Raw genomic sequence first — 14,033 nt, forward strand, 5'->3', positions numbered from 1 at the left:
CTCCTCAGACCTCCACGCCGATGGCGCGGGCGATCGTGACGGCGTCGGGCTGGACGCGGACCGGCTCGACCGACCCCTCGGCGCCGGCGGCCAGCTGCAGCGCCCACTGCGGGTCCTTCAGCCCGTGCCCGGTCACCGTGATGACGATGGTCTGGCCCGGCTCGACCTCGCCGGCCTCGTGCGCGGCGAGGAGACCGGCGACCCCCGCGGCGGAGGCGGGTTCGACGAAGACGCCCTCGCGCGCGGACAGCCAGCGGTGGGCGGCGAGGATCTGCTCGTCGCTCACGGCGTCGATGCGGCCGCCGGAGTCGTCGCGGGCGGTGGTGGCCCCGGTCCAGGACGCGGGGTGACCGATGCGGATGGCCGTCGCGATCGTCTCCGGCTCGTCGACCGGGTGGCCCTTGACGATCGGAGCGGCGCCGGCGGCCTGGAAGCCCCACATCTTCGGGGTGCGGGTCGCGACACCGTCCGCGGCGTACTCGGTGTAGCCCTTCCAGTAGGCCGTGATGTTGCCGGCGTTGCCGACGGGCAGGGCGTGGATGTCGGGCGCGTCGCCGAGGACGTCGACGACCTCGAAGGCCCCCGTCTTCTGGCCCTCGATGCGGTACGGGTTGACCGAGTTCACGAGCTCGACGGGGTACGCCTCGGCGAGCTTGCGGGCCTGGTTCAGGCAGTCGTCGAAGTTGCCGTCGACCTGCAGGATGGTGGCGCCGTGGGCGACGGCCTGCGACAGCTTGCCCATGGCGATCTTGCCGTCGGGCACCAGGACCGCGCAGCGGATGCCCGCCGCGGTGGCGTAGGCCGCAGCGGAGGCCGAGGTGTTGCCCGTCGAGGCGCAGATGACGACCTCGGCGCCGTTCTCCTTGGCCTTGCTCATGGCCATCGTCATCCCGCGGTCCTTGAAGGACGCGGTCGGGTTGCAGCCCTCGACCTTGATGAGGACGCGGCCGCGCACGAGCTCGGACAGGTGGCGCGCCGGCACGAGCGGCGTGCCCCCCTCGCCCAGGGTGACCACCGGGGTGGCCTCGGTCACGGGCAGCCGGTCCCGGTACTCCTCGATGAGACCCCGCCACACGTGCGCCATCAGGCGTCCCCTCCCTCGACCCGCAGCACACCGGCCACGGAGTCCACGATGTCCAGCTGTTCGAGTTCGTCGACGGTGGCCGACAGGGCCGCGTCGGTGGCGCTGTGCGTCACGACGACGAGCACCGCGCGGCCGGCGTCGTCGTGCCGCTGCTGCACGGCCTCGATCGAGACGCCGTGCGCGGCGAAGACGCCCGCGACCTGGGCCAGCACGCCCGGCTTGTCGGCCACGTCGAGCCGCACGTGGTACCGGGTGACCGTGTCGGCCATGGGCTGCACCGCGAGCTGCGCGTACGCCGACTCCCCGGGCCCCCGGCCGCCGACGACCTTGTGGCGGGCCACGGCGACGACGTCGCCCATGACCGCGCTGGCCGTGGGCTGCCCGCCCGCGCCGGGGCCGTAGAACATCAGCTGCCCGGCCGACTCGGCCTCCACGTAGACGGCGTTGAAGGCACCGCGCACACCCGCGAGCTGGTGCTCGCGGGGCAGCATCGCCGGGTGCACGCGCACCGAGACGGCCTCGCCGCCGTCGGCGTCCGTCCCGCGCTCGCAGATGGCCAGCAGCTTCACGACGCAGCCCTGCAGCTGGGCGGCGCGCACGTCCGCGGCGCTGACCTCGGTGATCCCCTCGCGGTGCACGTCGTCGAGGCTGACGCGCGTGTGGAAGGCCAGGGAAGCGAGGATCGCGGCCTTGGCGGCGGCGTCGAAGGCCTCGACGTCGGCGGTCGGGTCCGCCTCGGCGTACCCGAGGGCCTGGGCCTGCTCGACGGCCTCGGCGAAGCCCATGCCGGAGGTGTCCATCTGGTCCAGGACGTAGTTCGTCGTCCCGTTGACGATGCCGAGCACGCGCGTCACGCGGTCGCCGACGAGGGACTCGCGCAGGGGGCGCAGCAGCGGGATGGCCCCGGCGACGGAGGCCTCGTAGTAGAGGTCGACCCCGGCCTTGGCGGCCGCCTCGTACAGCGCCGGGCCGTCGGCGGCCAGCAGCGCCTTGTTCGCGGTCACGACCGAGGCGCCGTGCTCGACGGCGCGCAGGATGAGCGAGCGCGCGGGCTCGATGCCGCCGATGACCTCCACGACGACGTCCGCGCGCGTCACGAGCTCTTCGGCGTCGGTCGTGAAGAGCGACGCGTCGACCCCCAGACCGCGGTCGCGCCCCAGGCGCCGCACCGCGATGCCCACCAGCTCCAGCGGCGCACCCACGCGCGCCGCGAGTTCGTCGGCCTGCGTCGTCAGCAGCCGCGCCACCTCGGTGCCCACGACACCGCACCCGAGCAGCGCGACCTTCACCGGCTCCACCGCGTGTGCTCCCCACTTCCGTCCAGCAACGTCGTCCCGCCGTCCAGCACTCGTGCCCCGGCCCGTCCGGCAGGAACCCGGGCCAACCCTCTCACCCGCGGTGCGCGGGCCCCTCAGCCCGCGTCGAGCGCGAGCAGGTCCTCCGGCGTCTCCCGGCGCACGAGCAGGGACGCCGCACCGTCCCGCACCGAGACGACCGCCGGTCGCGGCACCTGGTTGTAGTTGCTCGCCATGCTGCGGCAGTAGGCCCCGGTCCCGGGCACGGCGAGCAGGTCGCCCGCGCCGGCGTCGTCGGGCAGGAACTCGTCGCGCACGACGACGTCCCCGCTCTCGCAGTGCTTCCCGACCACACGGGACAGCACGCCGGTGGCGTCCGAGGCGCGCGAGGCGATCGTCGCGGAGTAGTCGGCGTCGTAGAGCGCGGTGCGGATGTTGTCGCTCATGCCGCCGTCGACCGAGACGTACCGGCGGCGCGTCCCGCCGTCGAGGGCGACGTCCTTCGTCGCCCCGACTTCGTAGAGCGTGAAGGTGCTCGGGGCCGCGATCGCGCGGCCCGGCTCGACGGACACGCGGGGCACGGCGATGCCCTGGACGAGGCACTCGCGGGCCACGATCTCGGCCATCCGGCCGGCGATCTCGCGGGGGGCCAACGGCTTGTCCGCGGACGTGTAGGCCACGCCGTAGCCGCCGCCGAGGTCGATCTCGGGCAGTTCCACCCCGTGCACGCGTTCCACGCGGCGGTGCAGCTCGAGCAACCGGCGGGCCGAGACCTCGAACCCACCCATGTCGAAGATCTGCGAACCGATGTGGCTGTGCAGTCCGAGGAGCTGGAGCTCGGGCCGGGCCAGGGCGCGGGCGACGGCGGCCTCCGCCTGGCCCGAGGCCAGCGACAACCCGAACTTCTGGTCCTCGTGCGCCGTCGCGACGTACTGGTGGGTGTGCGCCTCCACGCCGACGGTGACCCGGAGCATGACGGGCGCCACGACGCCCCGCTCGCGGGCCAGGTCGGCGACGAGGTCGATCTCGCCGAGGGAGTCCACGACGATCCGGCCGACCCCGGCCTCGAGCGCCGTCGCGATCTCGCGGCGCGACTTGTTGTTGCCGTGCAGGGCGATCCGCCCGGGCAGGACGCCGCCGCGCAGGCCGAGCTCGAGCTCACCGCCCGAGGCCGTGTCCAGGTGCAGGCCGTCCTGGGCGATCCAGCGCGCGACGCCGGTGGCCAGGAAGGCCTTGGACGCGTAGTAGACGTCCGCACCGCCGCACAGGTCGGCGAAGGCGTCGGCGAAGGCGTCGCGGAAGGCCGTCGCCCGCGAGCGGAAGTCCAGCTCGTCGACGACGAACAGCGGGGTGCCGTGCTCGCGCGCGAGGTCGGCCACGCCGACCCCACCCACGCGCAAGGCCCCGTCGTCGCCGCGGGCGACCGTGCGGGCCCACAGCTGCGGGAGCAGTTCGTTGACGTCGGCCGGCGGCGTGAGCCACGCGGGGACGACGGCGATGTCCGCCACGGGTGTCCCTCCCCTCACATGCGTTCCGGCGCCGAGACGCCGAGCAGGGCCAGACCGTTGGCGAGCACCTGGCGGGTGGCGTCGTTCAGCCACAACCGGGTGCGGTGCACGTCGGTCACGTCCTCGCCCGCGCGGGGCGTGACGCGGCAGGCGTCGTAGAACTTGTGGAACCGACCGGCGAGCTCCTCCAGGTACCGCGCCACGCGGTGGGGTTCGCGCAGCTCCCCGGCGCGGCGGACGACCTCGGGGAACTCGGCGAGGGCGGCGAGCAGCAGCGACTCCGTCTCGTCCGTGAGCAGCGAGGGGTCGAAGGCGTCCTCGCGGCGCACCCCGGCGGTGGCCGCGTTCACGCCGACGTTCGCCGTCCGCGCGTGGGCGTACTGGACGTAGAAGACGGGGTTGTCGTTGGTCCGCTTGGTCAGCAGGTCCAGGTCGATGTCGATGCTCGAGTCGACGCTGGAGCGCACGAGGGAGTACCGGGCCGCGTCGACGCCCACCGCCCCGACGAGGTCCTCCATCGTCACCACGGTGCCGGCGCGCTTGCTCATCCGGACGGGCACGCCGTCGCGGACGAGGTTCACCATCTGGCCGATGAGGATCTCGAGGTTCACGCCGGGTTCGTCGCCGAACGCCGCGCACATCGCCATCATCCGGCCGACGTAGCCGTGGTGGTCCGCGCCGAGCATGATCACGCAGCGGTCGAAACCGCGGTCGCGCTTGTCGAGGTAGTACGCCAGGTCGCCGGAGATGTAGGCCGGGTTCCCGTCGCTCTTGAGGACGACGCGGTCCTTGTCGTCGCCGAAGTCGCTGGTGCGCAACCACGTCGCGCCGTCGGCCTCGTACATGCGGCCGAGGTCGCGCAGGCGCTGCACGGCGCGGTCGACGGCGCCGGTGCTGTGCAGGGAGTCCTCGTGGAAGTACACGTCGAACTCGACGCCGAACTCGGCGAGCGACTGCTTGATCTCGGTGAACATGAGGTCGACGCCCTCGCGGCGGAACGTCTCCTGCTGCTGCTCGCGCGGCAGGTCCAGCAGACCGGGCACGCGGGCCAGCACGGCGTCGGCGATGTCGCCGATGTAGTCGCCCCCGTAGCCGTCCTCGGGCGCGGGCTCCCCGTGGGCGCGGGCCAGCAGCGACCGGGCGAACCGGTCGATCTGCGCACCGTGGTCGTTGAAGTAGTACTCGCGCGTCACCTGCGCTCCGGCGGCCTGCAGGACCCGGGCCAGCGAGTCGCCCACGGCGGCCCAGCGGGTGCCGCCGAGGTGGATCGGACCGGTGGGGTTGGCCGAGACGAACTCGAGGTTCACCTTCTCCCCGCTCGGTGCGGCGGCGCGGCCGAACGCCGGGCCGGCCTCGACGACGACGCGCGCGAGGTCGCCCGCGGCCGCGGCCTCGAGGGTGATGTTGAGGAACCCGGGGCCGGCGATGTCGACGGCCTGCACGCCCCCGACCTGCAGGAGGCGGCGCTGCAGGACGGCGGCGACCTCGCGCGGCGCCGTCCCGGCCTTCTTCGCCAGCTGCAGCGCGACGTTGGTGGCCCAGTCGCCGTGGTCACGGTTCTTCGGACGCTCCACGCGGACCTCGGCCGGCACGTCGGCGGGGTCGAGGGACAGCTCTCCGGCCGTCACGGCCGTGGTCAGGGCGTCCCTCAGGGCAGCTGAGAGCTCGGCGGGAGTCACGAGTGGCAAGCCTACCGGCGCAGGGCGTCGCCCCGGTCCGCCACCCACAGGGCGGCGCGGGACGGCGGACGGGTGGTCCTGGTCGGGGCGGGCACCCATCGCTGGTAGTGTCTGCGACGCACCGCAGGGCCCCCGTAGCTCAGCGGATAGAGCATCGGCCTCCGGAGCCGTGTGCGCAGGTTCGAGTCCTGCCGGGGGCACCACCACGAAGGGCGCCGCACACCGTGCGGCGCCCTTCGTCGTCCCCGGGGACGTCCGTCCACAGGGCGCTGCCCGGCCGGCCCCCCCGTGTCGGACGGCTGTGCTCTGATGCGGTGCCCGGGTGCGGGGGCGTCGCGGGAGCACCGGGGCGGGTCGAGGCGAGGGGTGCGGGTGGACGTGCGCGAGGCGCTGGTCATGGCGCGGGGGCTCCTCGTCCAGCACGGGCTGGACGGGTGGACGGTGGTGCTGGACCGGGCCAAGACGCGGGCCGGCGTCTGCCGGGCCGACCGGCGCGAGATCGGGCTGAGCGGGCCGCTCACGGCGCTGCACGACGAGGCCGAGGTCTGGGACACCGTCCTGCACGAGATCGCCCACGCGCTCGTCGGTCCCCGGCACGGCCACGACGCCGTCTGGCGGGCGACGGCGCGGCGCATCGGCTGCTCGGCCGAGCGCACCTCGCAGGGGCCGCGCCCGCCCGGACCGTGGACGGGCACCTGCCCCGCGGGCCACGTCGCGACCCGCCACCGCCGCCCGACGCGCGTCGTCTCGTGCGCGCGCTGCGGACCGGGCTTCGACCCGGCCAACGTCGTCAGCTGGACCTTCCACGGCCGCCCGGTGGCCCCGGCCGCGCTGCCCGCCAGCTACCAGGAGGACTGGGCCCACCTGGCCGCCGGGAGCGTCGGCCCCGTGGTGCGGGACCGGCTGCCGGTCGGCACGCGCGTGCGGGTCGGCGGCGGCGGACCGCACGCGGGAACCACGGGCGAGGTCGTCAAGGTGGGCCGGTCGCGCTACCACGTGCGGGTGCGGCGGGGCGTCCTGACCGTGCCGTTCGCCCTCGCCGAACCGTTGCGCCGCAGGTGAACCGCCCTCAGGCCGGGAGGGTCCCCTCGACCGCCGCCCGCAGCGCCGGGTCGTCGGGGGTCGTGCGCGGGCGGAAGCGGCCCACGACGCGCCCGTCGGGGGCGACGAGGAACTTCTCGAAGTTCCAGGCGACGTCCCCGGCCTCGCCGTCCGCGTCGGGTGTCGCGGTGAGGACGTCGTACAGCGGGTGGCGGTCGGGGCCGTTGACGTCGGCCTTCGTCGTCATGGGGAACGTCGTCCCCCAGGTGGCCGAGCAGTACTCGGCGATCTCCTCGTCGGTCCCGGGTTCCTGGCCGTTGAACTGGTTGCAGGGCACGCCGAGGACGGTGAACCCGCGGTCGGCGAACTCCCGGTGCAGGGCCTCCAGCGCCTCGTACTGCGGGGTCAGCCCGCACCGGGAGGCGACGTTGACGACGAGGACGGCGCGACCGTCGAGGGCGTCCGCGGGCAGCGGCCCGCCGGTGAGCGCCGTGAGGGGCACGGAGAAGGGGGAGGTCATGGGCGCAGAACGTACCCGCGCCCCCTCAGCGCCCCGCGAGGACCTCGTGGACGGCCTGCCGGGCGGCGCGGCTCGCTCCCACGGTGCTGGCCGAGGGGCCGTACCCGACGAGGTGCAGCCGGGGTTCACGGACGACGCGGGTGCCGTCGACGAGGATGCCGCCGCCCGGTTCGCGCAGGTGCAGGCTGCGCAGGTGGTCCAGGGCCGGCCGGAACCCCGTCGCCCACAGGATCGCGTTCGCGCCCTGCCGGGACCCGTCGGCCCACTCCACGCCGTCGGGCGTGATGCGGGAGAAGGCCGGGTGGCGCTTGAGGACGCCGCGGTCGCGCAGCGCCGCGACCTCGGGGGTCAGCAGCAGGCCGGTGGCCGACACGACGCTGCCCGGCGGCTCCCCCGCCGCGACCCGCTGGGCCACGACCTCCACGGCGGCCCGGCGCGCCTCGACGTCGAAGTCCTCGCGGAAGACGGGCTCGTGACGCGTGACCCAGGTCGTGCCGACGCCGTGGACGGCGAGGTCCTCCAGGTGCTGCACCGCGGAGATGCCCCCGCCCACGACGACGACGTGCTGCCCCGCGAACTCCTGCGGGCCGGCGTAGTCGGCGGTGTGCAGCTGCCGGCCGCGGAAGGTCCCCCGGCCGGGGTAGGACGGCCAGAACGGCCGGGTCCAGGTCCCGGTGGCGTTGACGACCGCGCGGGCCGCGAAGGTCCCCGCCGAGGACGTGACGAGCAGGCGGGCCCCGGCGGGCCGGACGTCGTGCACGGCGACGGGTCGCCGCACGGGCATGCCGAGCCGCAGCTCGTACTCGGCGAAGTAGGCGGGGACGACCTCGCGGGCCGGGGCCTGGGGGTCCACCGCGCCGAGGGGGAAGCCGGGCAGGTCGTGGACCCCGTTGACGCGGGCCATGACGAGCCCGGGCCAGCGGTGGCGCCACGCGCCGCCGGGTTCGTCGTCCCCGTCGAGGACGACGTAGCCCCGTCCCGGGTCCAGCCCGGCGCGGTCCAGGAAGAAGGCGGCCGACAGACCCCCCTGGCCCGCACCGACGACGGCCACGTCGACGGTGTGCAGGGCGGGACTCACGTCCGCTCCCGGCGCCGTCGCGCGCGTGCACCAGTCGTCACGAAGAGTGATCGTAATGTCCCGCGGGCTCGCGCGTCGGGGAACGGCCCGCAGCTAGCCTCGCCCCGTGACCGAATCGTCCGACGCCCCGCCCAGCACCCAGCCCGCCCCCGCCGACCGGGAGGTGCTGACGTGGTCGACCTTCGGCGACGCCGTCCGCGCCCTCGCGACGGACATCGCCTGTGACGGTTTCCGGCCCGGCGTCGTGCTCGGCATCGCCCGCGGCGGGCTGCCGCTGGCCGCGGGGCTGGCGTACGCGCTGGACGTCAAGGAGACGGCCACGATCAACGTCGAGTTCTACACCGGCGTCGACTCCCGGCTGCCGGAACCGGTCGTGCTCGCGCCGTCGGTGGACCTCACCGAGCTGGCCGGCCGCGACGTGCTCGTCGTCGACGACGTCGCCGACACCGGCCGCACCCTCGGCGTCGTGGTCGCGCTGTGCGCCGAGGCGGGCGTGCGGGCGCGTTCGGTCGTCGTCTACCGCAAGCCGACGACGACCCGGGAACCGGACTGGGCCTGGCGCCAGACCGACCGGTGGATCGACTTCCCGTGGTCGGCGCAGGGTCCGGTCCCCGGGGCCGTCTCAGCCTGAGCCGCGTCCCGGACCTCGGGCGGCGCGCGTGGTGCGCGCCGTGGGGACGGCGGTGAACGGGTCCTCCGGCCATGGGTGCTTGGCGTAGCGACCGCGGTTCTCCGCCCGCACCGACGGGTAGACGCTGCGCCAGAACGACTCCAGGTCCGCCGTGACGGCCAGCGGCCGGCCCGCCGGTGAGAGCAGGTGCAGGACGACGGGCACCCGGCCCTCGACGAGCCGGGGCGTCGCCGTCCAGCCGAACGCCTCCTGCAGCTTCAGCGCGAGGACGGGCGCGGCCGGGTCGGCGTAGTCGAGCGCCACCCTCCGGCCGGACGGGACCGGCAGGTCGACGGGGGCCAGCTCGTCGAGACGGCCCGCCTGCGGCCAGGGCAGGAGCGCGCGCAGCGCGGTGAGGACGTCGACGCGGGCCAGGTCCCGGCGCGAGCGGACGCCCGCCAGCTGCGCACCGAGCCACTGCGGCAGGGTCGCGAGCAGGTTCTCGTGGGACAGGTCCGGCCACGGATCGCCCTGCGCCGCACGGCAGCACGCCACGCGCGCCCGCAGGGAACGGGCGGCGGCACCGACGGTGAGCAGCTGCAGCCCCTCGCGCCGGACGCCCTCGGCGACGGCCGCGGCGACGGCGTCGGCGGGCGGGTCCGCGAGGGGGCGGGCGGACAGCTCCAGCTCCCCGAGCCGTTCGACGCGGCGGGCCCGCACGTCGCCGTCCCAGACGACCTCGTCGACCACGCGCACACCGACGACCGCGCGGGCGGTGTCCTCGTCGAGGGGCGCCGCCGCCCGCACCCGGGCCGCGGCCCGACCGGGGGCGCGGTCGGCGACGGCCACGGCCAGCCACGGCGCCCCGCGCAGCCCGCTGCCGGGCGCGAGGTCCACCCCCGTCCCGCCCGCGGTGGCGTACGCGGTCCCGTCCTCGCTGCGCCGGCGGGCGACCCGCTCGGGGTGGGCCAGGGCGACGACGAGCCCCGCGGCCGCGTCCCGGGGCGTTCCGGCCCCCCGGCTCGAGGGCCCCGCGGGCAGCGTGGCGAGCAGCCGGTCCACCTCCCGGTGCCACGGGGTCCGGTGCTCGCGGTGGGCCGCGCGCCAGCGCGCGACGAGGTCGTCGCCACCACCCGGACCGCCCTCCTCGGACAGCAGCGCGACGATCTCCGCGGCCGGGCGGGCCCCGACCCGGTCGGCGCCGTCGAGCAGGGCGCGGGCCAGCCGCGGGTGCAGCCCGATCTCGGCCATCCGCCGCCCGAGCGGGGTGAGGGCACCGCCCGCGAGCGCGCCCAGGCGGTGCAGGACCTCGCGCGCGGCGGCGAGCGGACCGGGCGGCGGGGCGTCCAGCAGCGGCAGGTCGTCGACGTCGCCCCACCCCGCGCACAGCAGCGCGAAACCGGTGAGGTCGGCGGTGAGGACCTCCGGCGCCGTGTGCGGGGTCAGCAGCGCGTGCTCGGCGGCCGACCACGCGCGGTAGACCGTCCCGGGAGCCTCGCGGGCCGCGCGGCCGGCGCGCTGGTCGGCGCCCGCCCGCGAGACCCGGACGGTGTCGAGCCCGCCGAAACCGCGCGCGTGGTCGAAGCGGGGCACCCGCGCCAGGCCCGCGTCGACGACGACGCGGACGCCGGGCACGGTGAGGCTGGACTCGGCCACGGCGGTGGCCAGCACGACGCGCCGCCGCGCGCCCGGGGTCAGCGCGGCGTCCTGCTCGGCCGCGGAGCGCCTCCCGTGCAACGGGACCACCTCCGCGTCGACGCCCGCCAGGCGCCCCTCGACGGCGCGGATCTCCCCGGTCCCGGGCAGGAACACCAGGACGTCCCCGGTGCGCTCGGCGAGCGCCCGCCGCACGAGTCCGGCGACGTGGTCGAGGAGGGCCGGGTCCACGCGCAGGCCGTCCGGCGGGCGCACGGGCCGCGCGGGCGGGCACCACTGCACGTCGAGGGGGTGGACGGGGGCGGTCGCCGTCACGACGGGCGCCGCCAGGAGCTCGGCCAGGCGCGGGACGTCGAGGGTCGCCGAGGCCGCGACCAGGTGCAGGTCCTCGCGCAGCAGCTCACGGGTCTGCAGCGCGAAGGCGAGGACGAGGTCGGCGTCGAGCTGGCGCTCGTGGACCTCGTCGAGCAAGAGGACCGAGACTCCCGGCAGCTCGGGGTCGCGCAGCAGCCGGCGCAGCAGCAGACCCGTCGTGACGACCTCGACGCGGGTGTCAGGCCCGACGCGCCGGTCGCCGCGGACGGCGTACCCGACCGTGCCGCCGACCGGTTCGCCGAGCAGGGAGGCCATCCGGGCGGCCGCGGCCCGGGCCGCCACCCGCCGGGGTTCGGCGACGACGACCCGACCGGCGACGCGACCGGAGTCGTCCGCGGGAGCCGGAGCGGCCAGCGCCAGGGGGACGAGCGTCGTCTTGCCGGTGCCCGGGGGCGCCTGCAGGACCGCAGCCCCGTGGGCCTGCAGGGTGGTGAGGAGTTCGGGGACGACGGCACCGACCGGCAGCGCGTCAAGGTGGGAGGCCAGGAGCGTGGCGACGAGGGCGTCGAGCGAGGTGGTGGGTCCCGGCGGCACCGGGTCATCCTGCCGGGTGCCGGCCCCGTCCCCGTCTGCGGTGCCGCAGGGACCGGACGCCGAGCGCCACGGCGCCCGCGAGGGCACTCGCGAGCACCGCCCACTGGGGCGGGCCGAGGACCGGACCGGCCGGTTCGGGGACGTAGCCGCCCTCGGCGAGGCCGGCCAGGCGCTCGAAGTGGTTGCGCGCGCCGGGGAAGAAGAAGTCGTCGACGCCGTAGGCGAGCGGGAAGGCGGCCGGGCCGGCCAGGACGGTGGCGACGGCCCACTGCGGGCGGTGGTGCGACTCGTGCCGGGCCAGGGCGGCCGCCTCGGCCGGGGCGGTCGGGAAGCGCGGCGAGATCACCATGTCGCCGAAGTTCGTCGTCCGCTTGCCGGCGACCGCGACGGGGACGACCGCGACGTAGTAGTCGGCCGCCGCGTACCGGCACACGGACAGTCCGCGGGCGTCGGCGTAGAGCATGGCCAGCCCGGTCTCGGGCCAGGTCGCCACCTTCTGGGCCAGGACGCCGGGCGTGAGCGCCCCGACGTCGCTCGTGGACTCCCACTCCTCCCCCGGCGGGGCCGAGCAGACCGGGGCGTCACCGAGGTCGGTGACGCTGCGCCACGTGGTCCCGACGAGGACCAGCCCGACCGCGAGACCGGCCACGACCCCCTGCAGGACCCGGACGGGCGCCGGTCGCAGCGGCGCGTGCCGGCCGCGGAACCACCACCAGAGGGCTCCGAGGACGCCGGCGACGAGGACCCAGAAGACGATGTGGACGGCGGCGCGGCTGTGCGGATGGGTGTACCCCCACCAGCGACGCCGCCCGCCCACCTCAGCAATCTAGGGCGGTGGCGCCCGTCAGGACGGCGCTCAGCGCGTCGCGGTACCGGCAGAGCCCGCGCCGCCACGGCCACCGCGACCGCCGCGGCGACGGCGACGCGGCGCCCCGCCGGGGGCGGCCCCGGCACCGGCTGCGGCCGGGCGGTTCGCGGACGACGGGGTCCGGCCACCGCTCGCCGCGGGGGCCGTGGTGCGCGGCTTGGCCGCCCGCTGCGGCTGCGGCGGGGCGGTCGGGACGGGCGAGTCCGCGGGGTCGACGTAGGCGGCGGTCGGCCCGACGAGCTGCGCGGTGAGCGCGTGACCGGTGCCGACCGGCGTCCACCGCGGCGCGATGCCCGCCTGGCGCGCCAGCGTGCGGACGTCGCCGCGCTGGTCCGGCGTCGCGACCGTGACGACGAGACCGCCGGCGCCGGCGCGCGCCGTGCGGCCGGAGCGGTGCAGGTAGGCCTTGTGCTCGGTCGGCGGGTCGACGTGCACGACGAGGCCGACCTCGTCGACGTGGATGCCGCGGGCCGCGATGTCCGTGGCGCACAGCACCCGGACCGACCCGTCGGAGAAGGCGCCGAGGTTGCGCTCCCGGGCGTTCTGGCTGAGGTTGCCGTGCAGGTCGACGGCGGGGATCCCGGCCGCGGTGAGCTGCTTGGCCAGCTTCTTGGCCGAGTGCTTGGTCCGGGTGAACAGGACCGTTCGCCCCTGGCCGGCGGCCAGCTCGCGCACGAGGGCGGCCTTGGTGTCGGTGGCGACCTCGAGGACGTGGTGCTCCATCGTCGAGACGGGGGCGACGGCCGGGTCGACCGAGTGCACGACCGGCTCGGACAGGTACCGCTTCACGAGGACGTCGATGCCGTTGTCCAGCGTCGCGGAGAACAGCAGGCGCTGGCCGACGACGGGGGTGGCGTCCATGAGGCGCTTCACACCGGGCAGGAAGCCGAGGTCGGCCATGTGGTCGGCCTCGTCGAGCACGGTGACCTCGACGGCGTCGAGGCGGCAGTGGCCCTGGCCGATGAGGTCCTCGAGCCGGCCCGGGCACGCGATGAGGACGTCGACGCCCTCCTTCAGGGCGCTGACCTGCGGGTTCTGACCCACGCCGCCGAACACGACGGCCGTGCGCAGACCGAGGGCCTGGGCCAGCGGCGTCACCGTGGCCGAGACCTGGTTGGCCAGCTCGCGGGTCGGGACGAGGACGAGCGAGCGCGGCCGGGTGCTGCGGCGCGGACGCTGCGAGGCGGCCAGGCGCGCCACGAGCGGGAGGGCGAAGGCGATCGTCTTGCCGCTGCCGGTGCGGCCACGGCCCAGGACGTCGCGCCCCGCGAGGGAGTCCGGCAGCGTCGCGGTTTGAATGGGGAACGGGCTGGCGACCCCGCGGGCGGCGAGGACGTCGACGAGGGGCTGCGGGACGCCGAGCTCGGCGAAGGACCGGTCATCGGCGACGACCTCGGTCACGGCGTCGGAGACGACCTCGGGGCGCGCGGGCTGCTCGCGCTGGACGGGAGCGGTCCCGGGGGCGGACGTGGGGGCGGTCGCTCGGCGACGGCGGCGGGGCTGGGGCACGGAGCCGTCGGCGGGAACGCCGCGAGTGGTGCCGGTGGTGGTGCCGGGAGTGGACGTGCGGGAGCCGCGGGGTGCGGACGAGGTCACGGAGAAGAGCCTTCCGGTGGTCGGACACGGGGATCGGCCGTGGTGCCCGACCGCACCCGTGGACCACGGGGGACCTGCGCCCGGGCGCACCCGGACTGAACACTCGACCGCGGTCACCTCAGGTGACCGCCGGCAACCACCCTAGTGGGCCGACGGCGAGGTGAGCGCCACCCCTCCATCGGCGCTCAC

Annotated in this window: 11 protein-coding genes and 1 tRNA gene; 3 read left to right on the forward strand and 9 right to left on the reverse strand. The window is 76.0% G+C overall.

What is annotated here, in order from left to right; all coding sequences use genetic code 11:
• Nucleotides 1-4 precede the first annotated feature (4 nt).
• The 4 genes from thrC to argS form a co-directional block, all read right to left on the reverse strand.
• The gene (gene thrC / locus ACFEMC_RS13445) at nt 5-1,084 is read right to left on the reverse strand and encodes a threonine synthase (RefSeq protein ID WP_367639500.1); all 1,080 of its coding nucleotides are present in this window, start codon (nt 1,082-1,084) and stop codon (nt 5-7) included.
• Nucleotides 1,084-2,382: a homoserine dehydrogenase gene (locus ACFEMC_RS13450; protein WP_380170104.1), complete on the reverse strand. Its 1,299-nt coding sequence runs from the start codon at nt 2,380-2,382 to the stop codon at nt 1,084-1,086. The genes thrC and ACFEMC_RS13450 overlap by 1 nt, the downstream gene beginning before the upstream one ends.
• Before the next feature lie 113 nt (nt 2,383-2,495).
• Nucleotides 2,496-3,887: a diaminopimelate decarboxylase gene (gene lysA, locus ACFEMC_RS13455; protein ID WP_380170105.1), complete on the reverse strand. Its 1,392-nt coding sequence runs from the start codon at nt 3,885-3,887 to the stop codon at nt 2,496-2,498.
• A 14-nt stretch (nt 3,888-3,901) separates the two neighbouring features.
• A complete protein-coding gene (argS, locus tag ACFEMC_RS13460; protein ID WP_380170106.1) occupies nt 3,902-5,566 on the reverse strand; it encodes an arginine--tRNA ligase in 1,665 nt (554 codons plus the stop codon).
• 128 nt (nt 5,567-5,694) lie between these two features.
• On the opposite strand from argS, the gene ACFEMC_RS13465 reads away from it, so the two are divergent.
• Together ACFEMC_RS13465 and ACFEMC_RS13470 are read left to right on the forward strand one after the other, a co-directional pair.
• Nucleotides 5,695-5,769, forward strand: a tRNA-Arg gene (locus tag ACFEMC_RS13465).
• 175 nt (nt 5,770-5,944) lie between these two features.
• Nucleotides 5,945-6,628 carry a SprT-like domain-containing protein gene (locus ACFEMC_RS13470; RefSeq protein WP_380170107.1) on the forward strand — a complete coding sequence of 228 codons (684 nt, stop codon included), beginning with the start codon at nt 5,945-5,947 and terminating at the stop codon, nt 6,626-6,628.
• A gap of 7 nt (nt 6,629-6,635) precedes the next feature.
• Here the strand turns inward: ACFEMC_RS13470 and ACFEMC_RS13475 are convergent, their stop codons facing one another.
• Together ACFEMC_RS13475 and ACFEMC_RS13480 are read right to left on the reverse strand one after the other, a co-directional pair.
• The gene (locus ACFEMC_RS13475; RefSeq protein ID WP_380170108.1) at nt 6,636-7,127 is read right to left on the reverse strand and encodes a glutathione peroxidase; all 492 of its coding nucleotides are present in this window, start codon (nt 7,125-7,127) and stop codon (nt 6,636-6,638) included.
• Between the two features lie 25 nt (nt 7,128-7,152).
• Nucleotides 7,153-8,205: an NAD(P)-binding domain-containing protein gene (locus ACFEMC_RS13480; protein ID WP_380170109.1), complete on the reverse strand. Its 1,053-nt coding sequence runs from the start codon at nt 8,203-8,205 to the stop codon at nt 7,153-7,155.
• A gap of 106 nt (nt 8,206-8,311) precedes the next feature.
• On the opposite strand from ACFEMC_RS13480, the gene ACFEMC_RS13485 reads away from it, so the two are divergent.
• Nucleotides 8,312-8,836 (forward strand): phosphoribosyltransferase, encoded by a 525-nt coding sequence (locus ACFEMC_RS13485; protein ID WP_380170110.1) that lies wholly within the window; start codon nt 8,312-8,314, stop codon nt 8,834-8,836.
• On the opposite strand, the gene hrpB is transcribed toward ACFEMC_RS13485, so the two are convergent.
• The 3 genes from hrpB to ACFEMC_RS13500 are packed head-to-tail and all read right to left on the reverse strand — an operon-like array spanning nt 8,828 to nt 13,844.
• The gene (hrpB, locus tag ACFEMC_RS13490) at nt 8,828-11,332 is read right to left on the reverse strand and encodes an ATP-dependent helicase HrpB (RefSeq protein ID WP_380176772.1); all 2,505 of its coding nucleotides are present in this window, start codon (nt 11,330-11,332) and stop codon (nt 8,828-8,830) included. The two genes, ACFEMC_RS13485 and hrpB, sit on opposite strands and share 9 nt — an antisense overlap.
• 52 nt (nt 11,333-11,384) lie before the next feature.
• Nucleotides 11,385-12,197 (reverse strand): hypothetical protein, encoded by an 813-nt coding sequence (locus tag ACFEMC_RS13495; RefSeq protein WP_380170111.1) that lies wholly within the window; start codon nt 12,195-12,197, stop codon nt 11,385-11,387.
• A 39-nt stretch (nt 12,198-12,236) separates the two neighbouring features.
• Nucleotides 12,237-13,844, reverse strand: a complete 1,608-nt coding sequence (locus ACFEMC_RS13500) for a DEAD/DEAH box helicase (protein WP_380170112.1) — start codon at nt 13,842-13,844, stop codon at nt 12,237-12,239.
• Nucleotides 13,845-14,033 lie beyond the last annotated feature (189 nt).

Source organism: Kineococcus sp. DHX-1, assembly GCF_042473625.1.
Lineage (GTDB): Bacteria > Actinomycetota > Actinomycetes > Actinomycetales > Kineococcaceae > Kineococcus.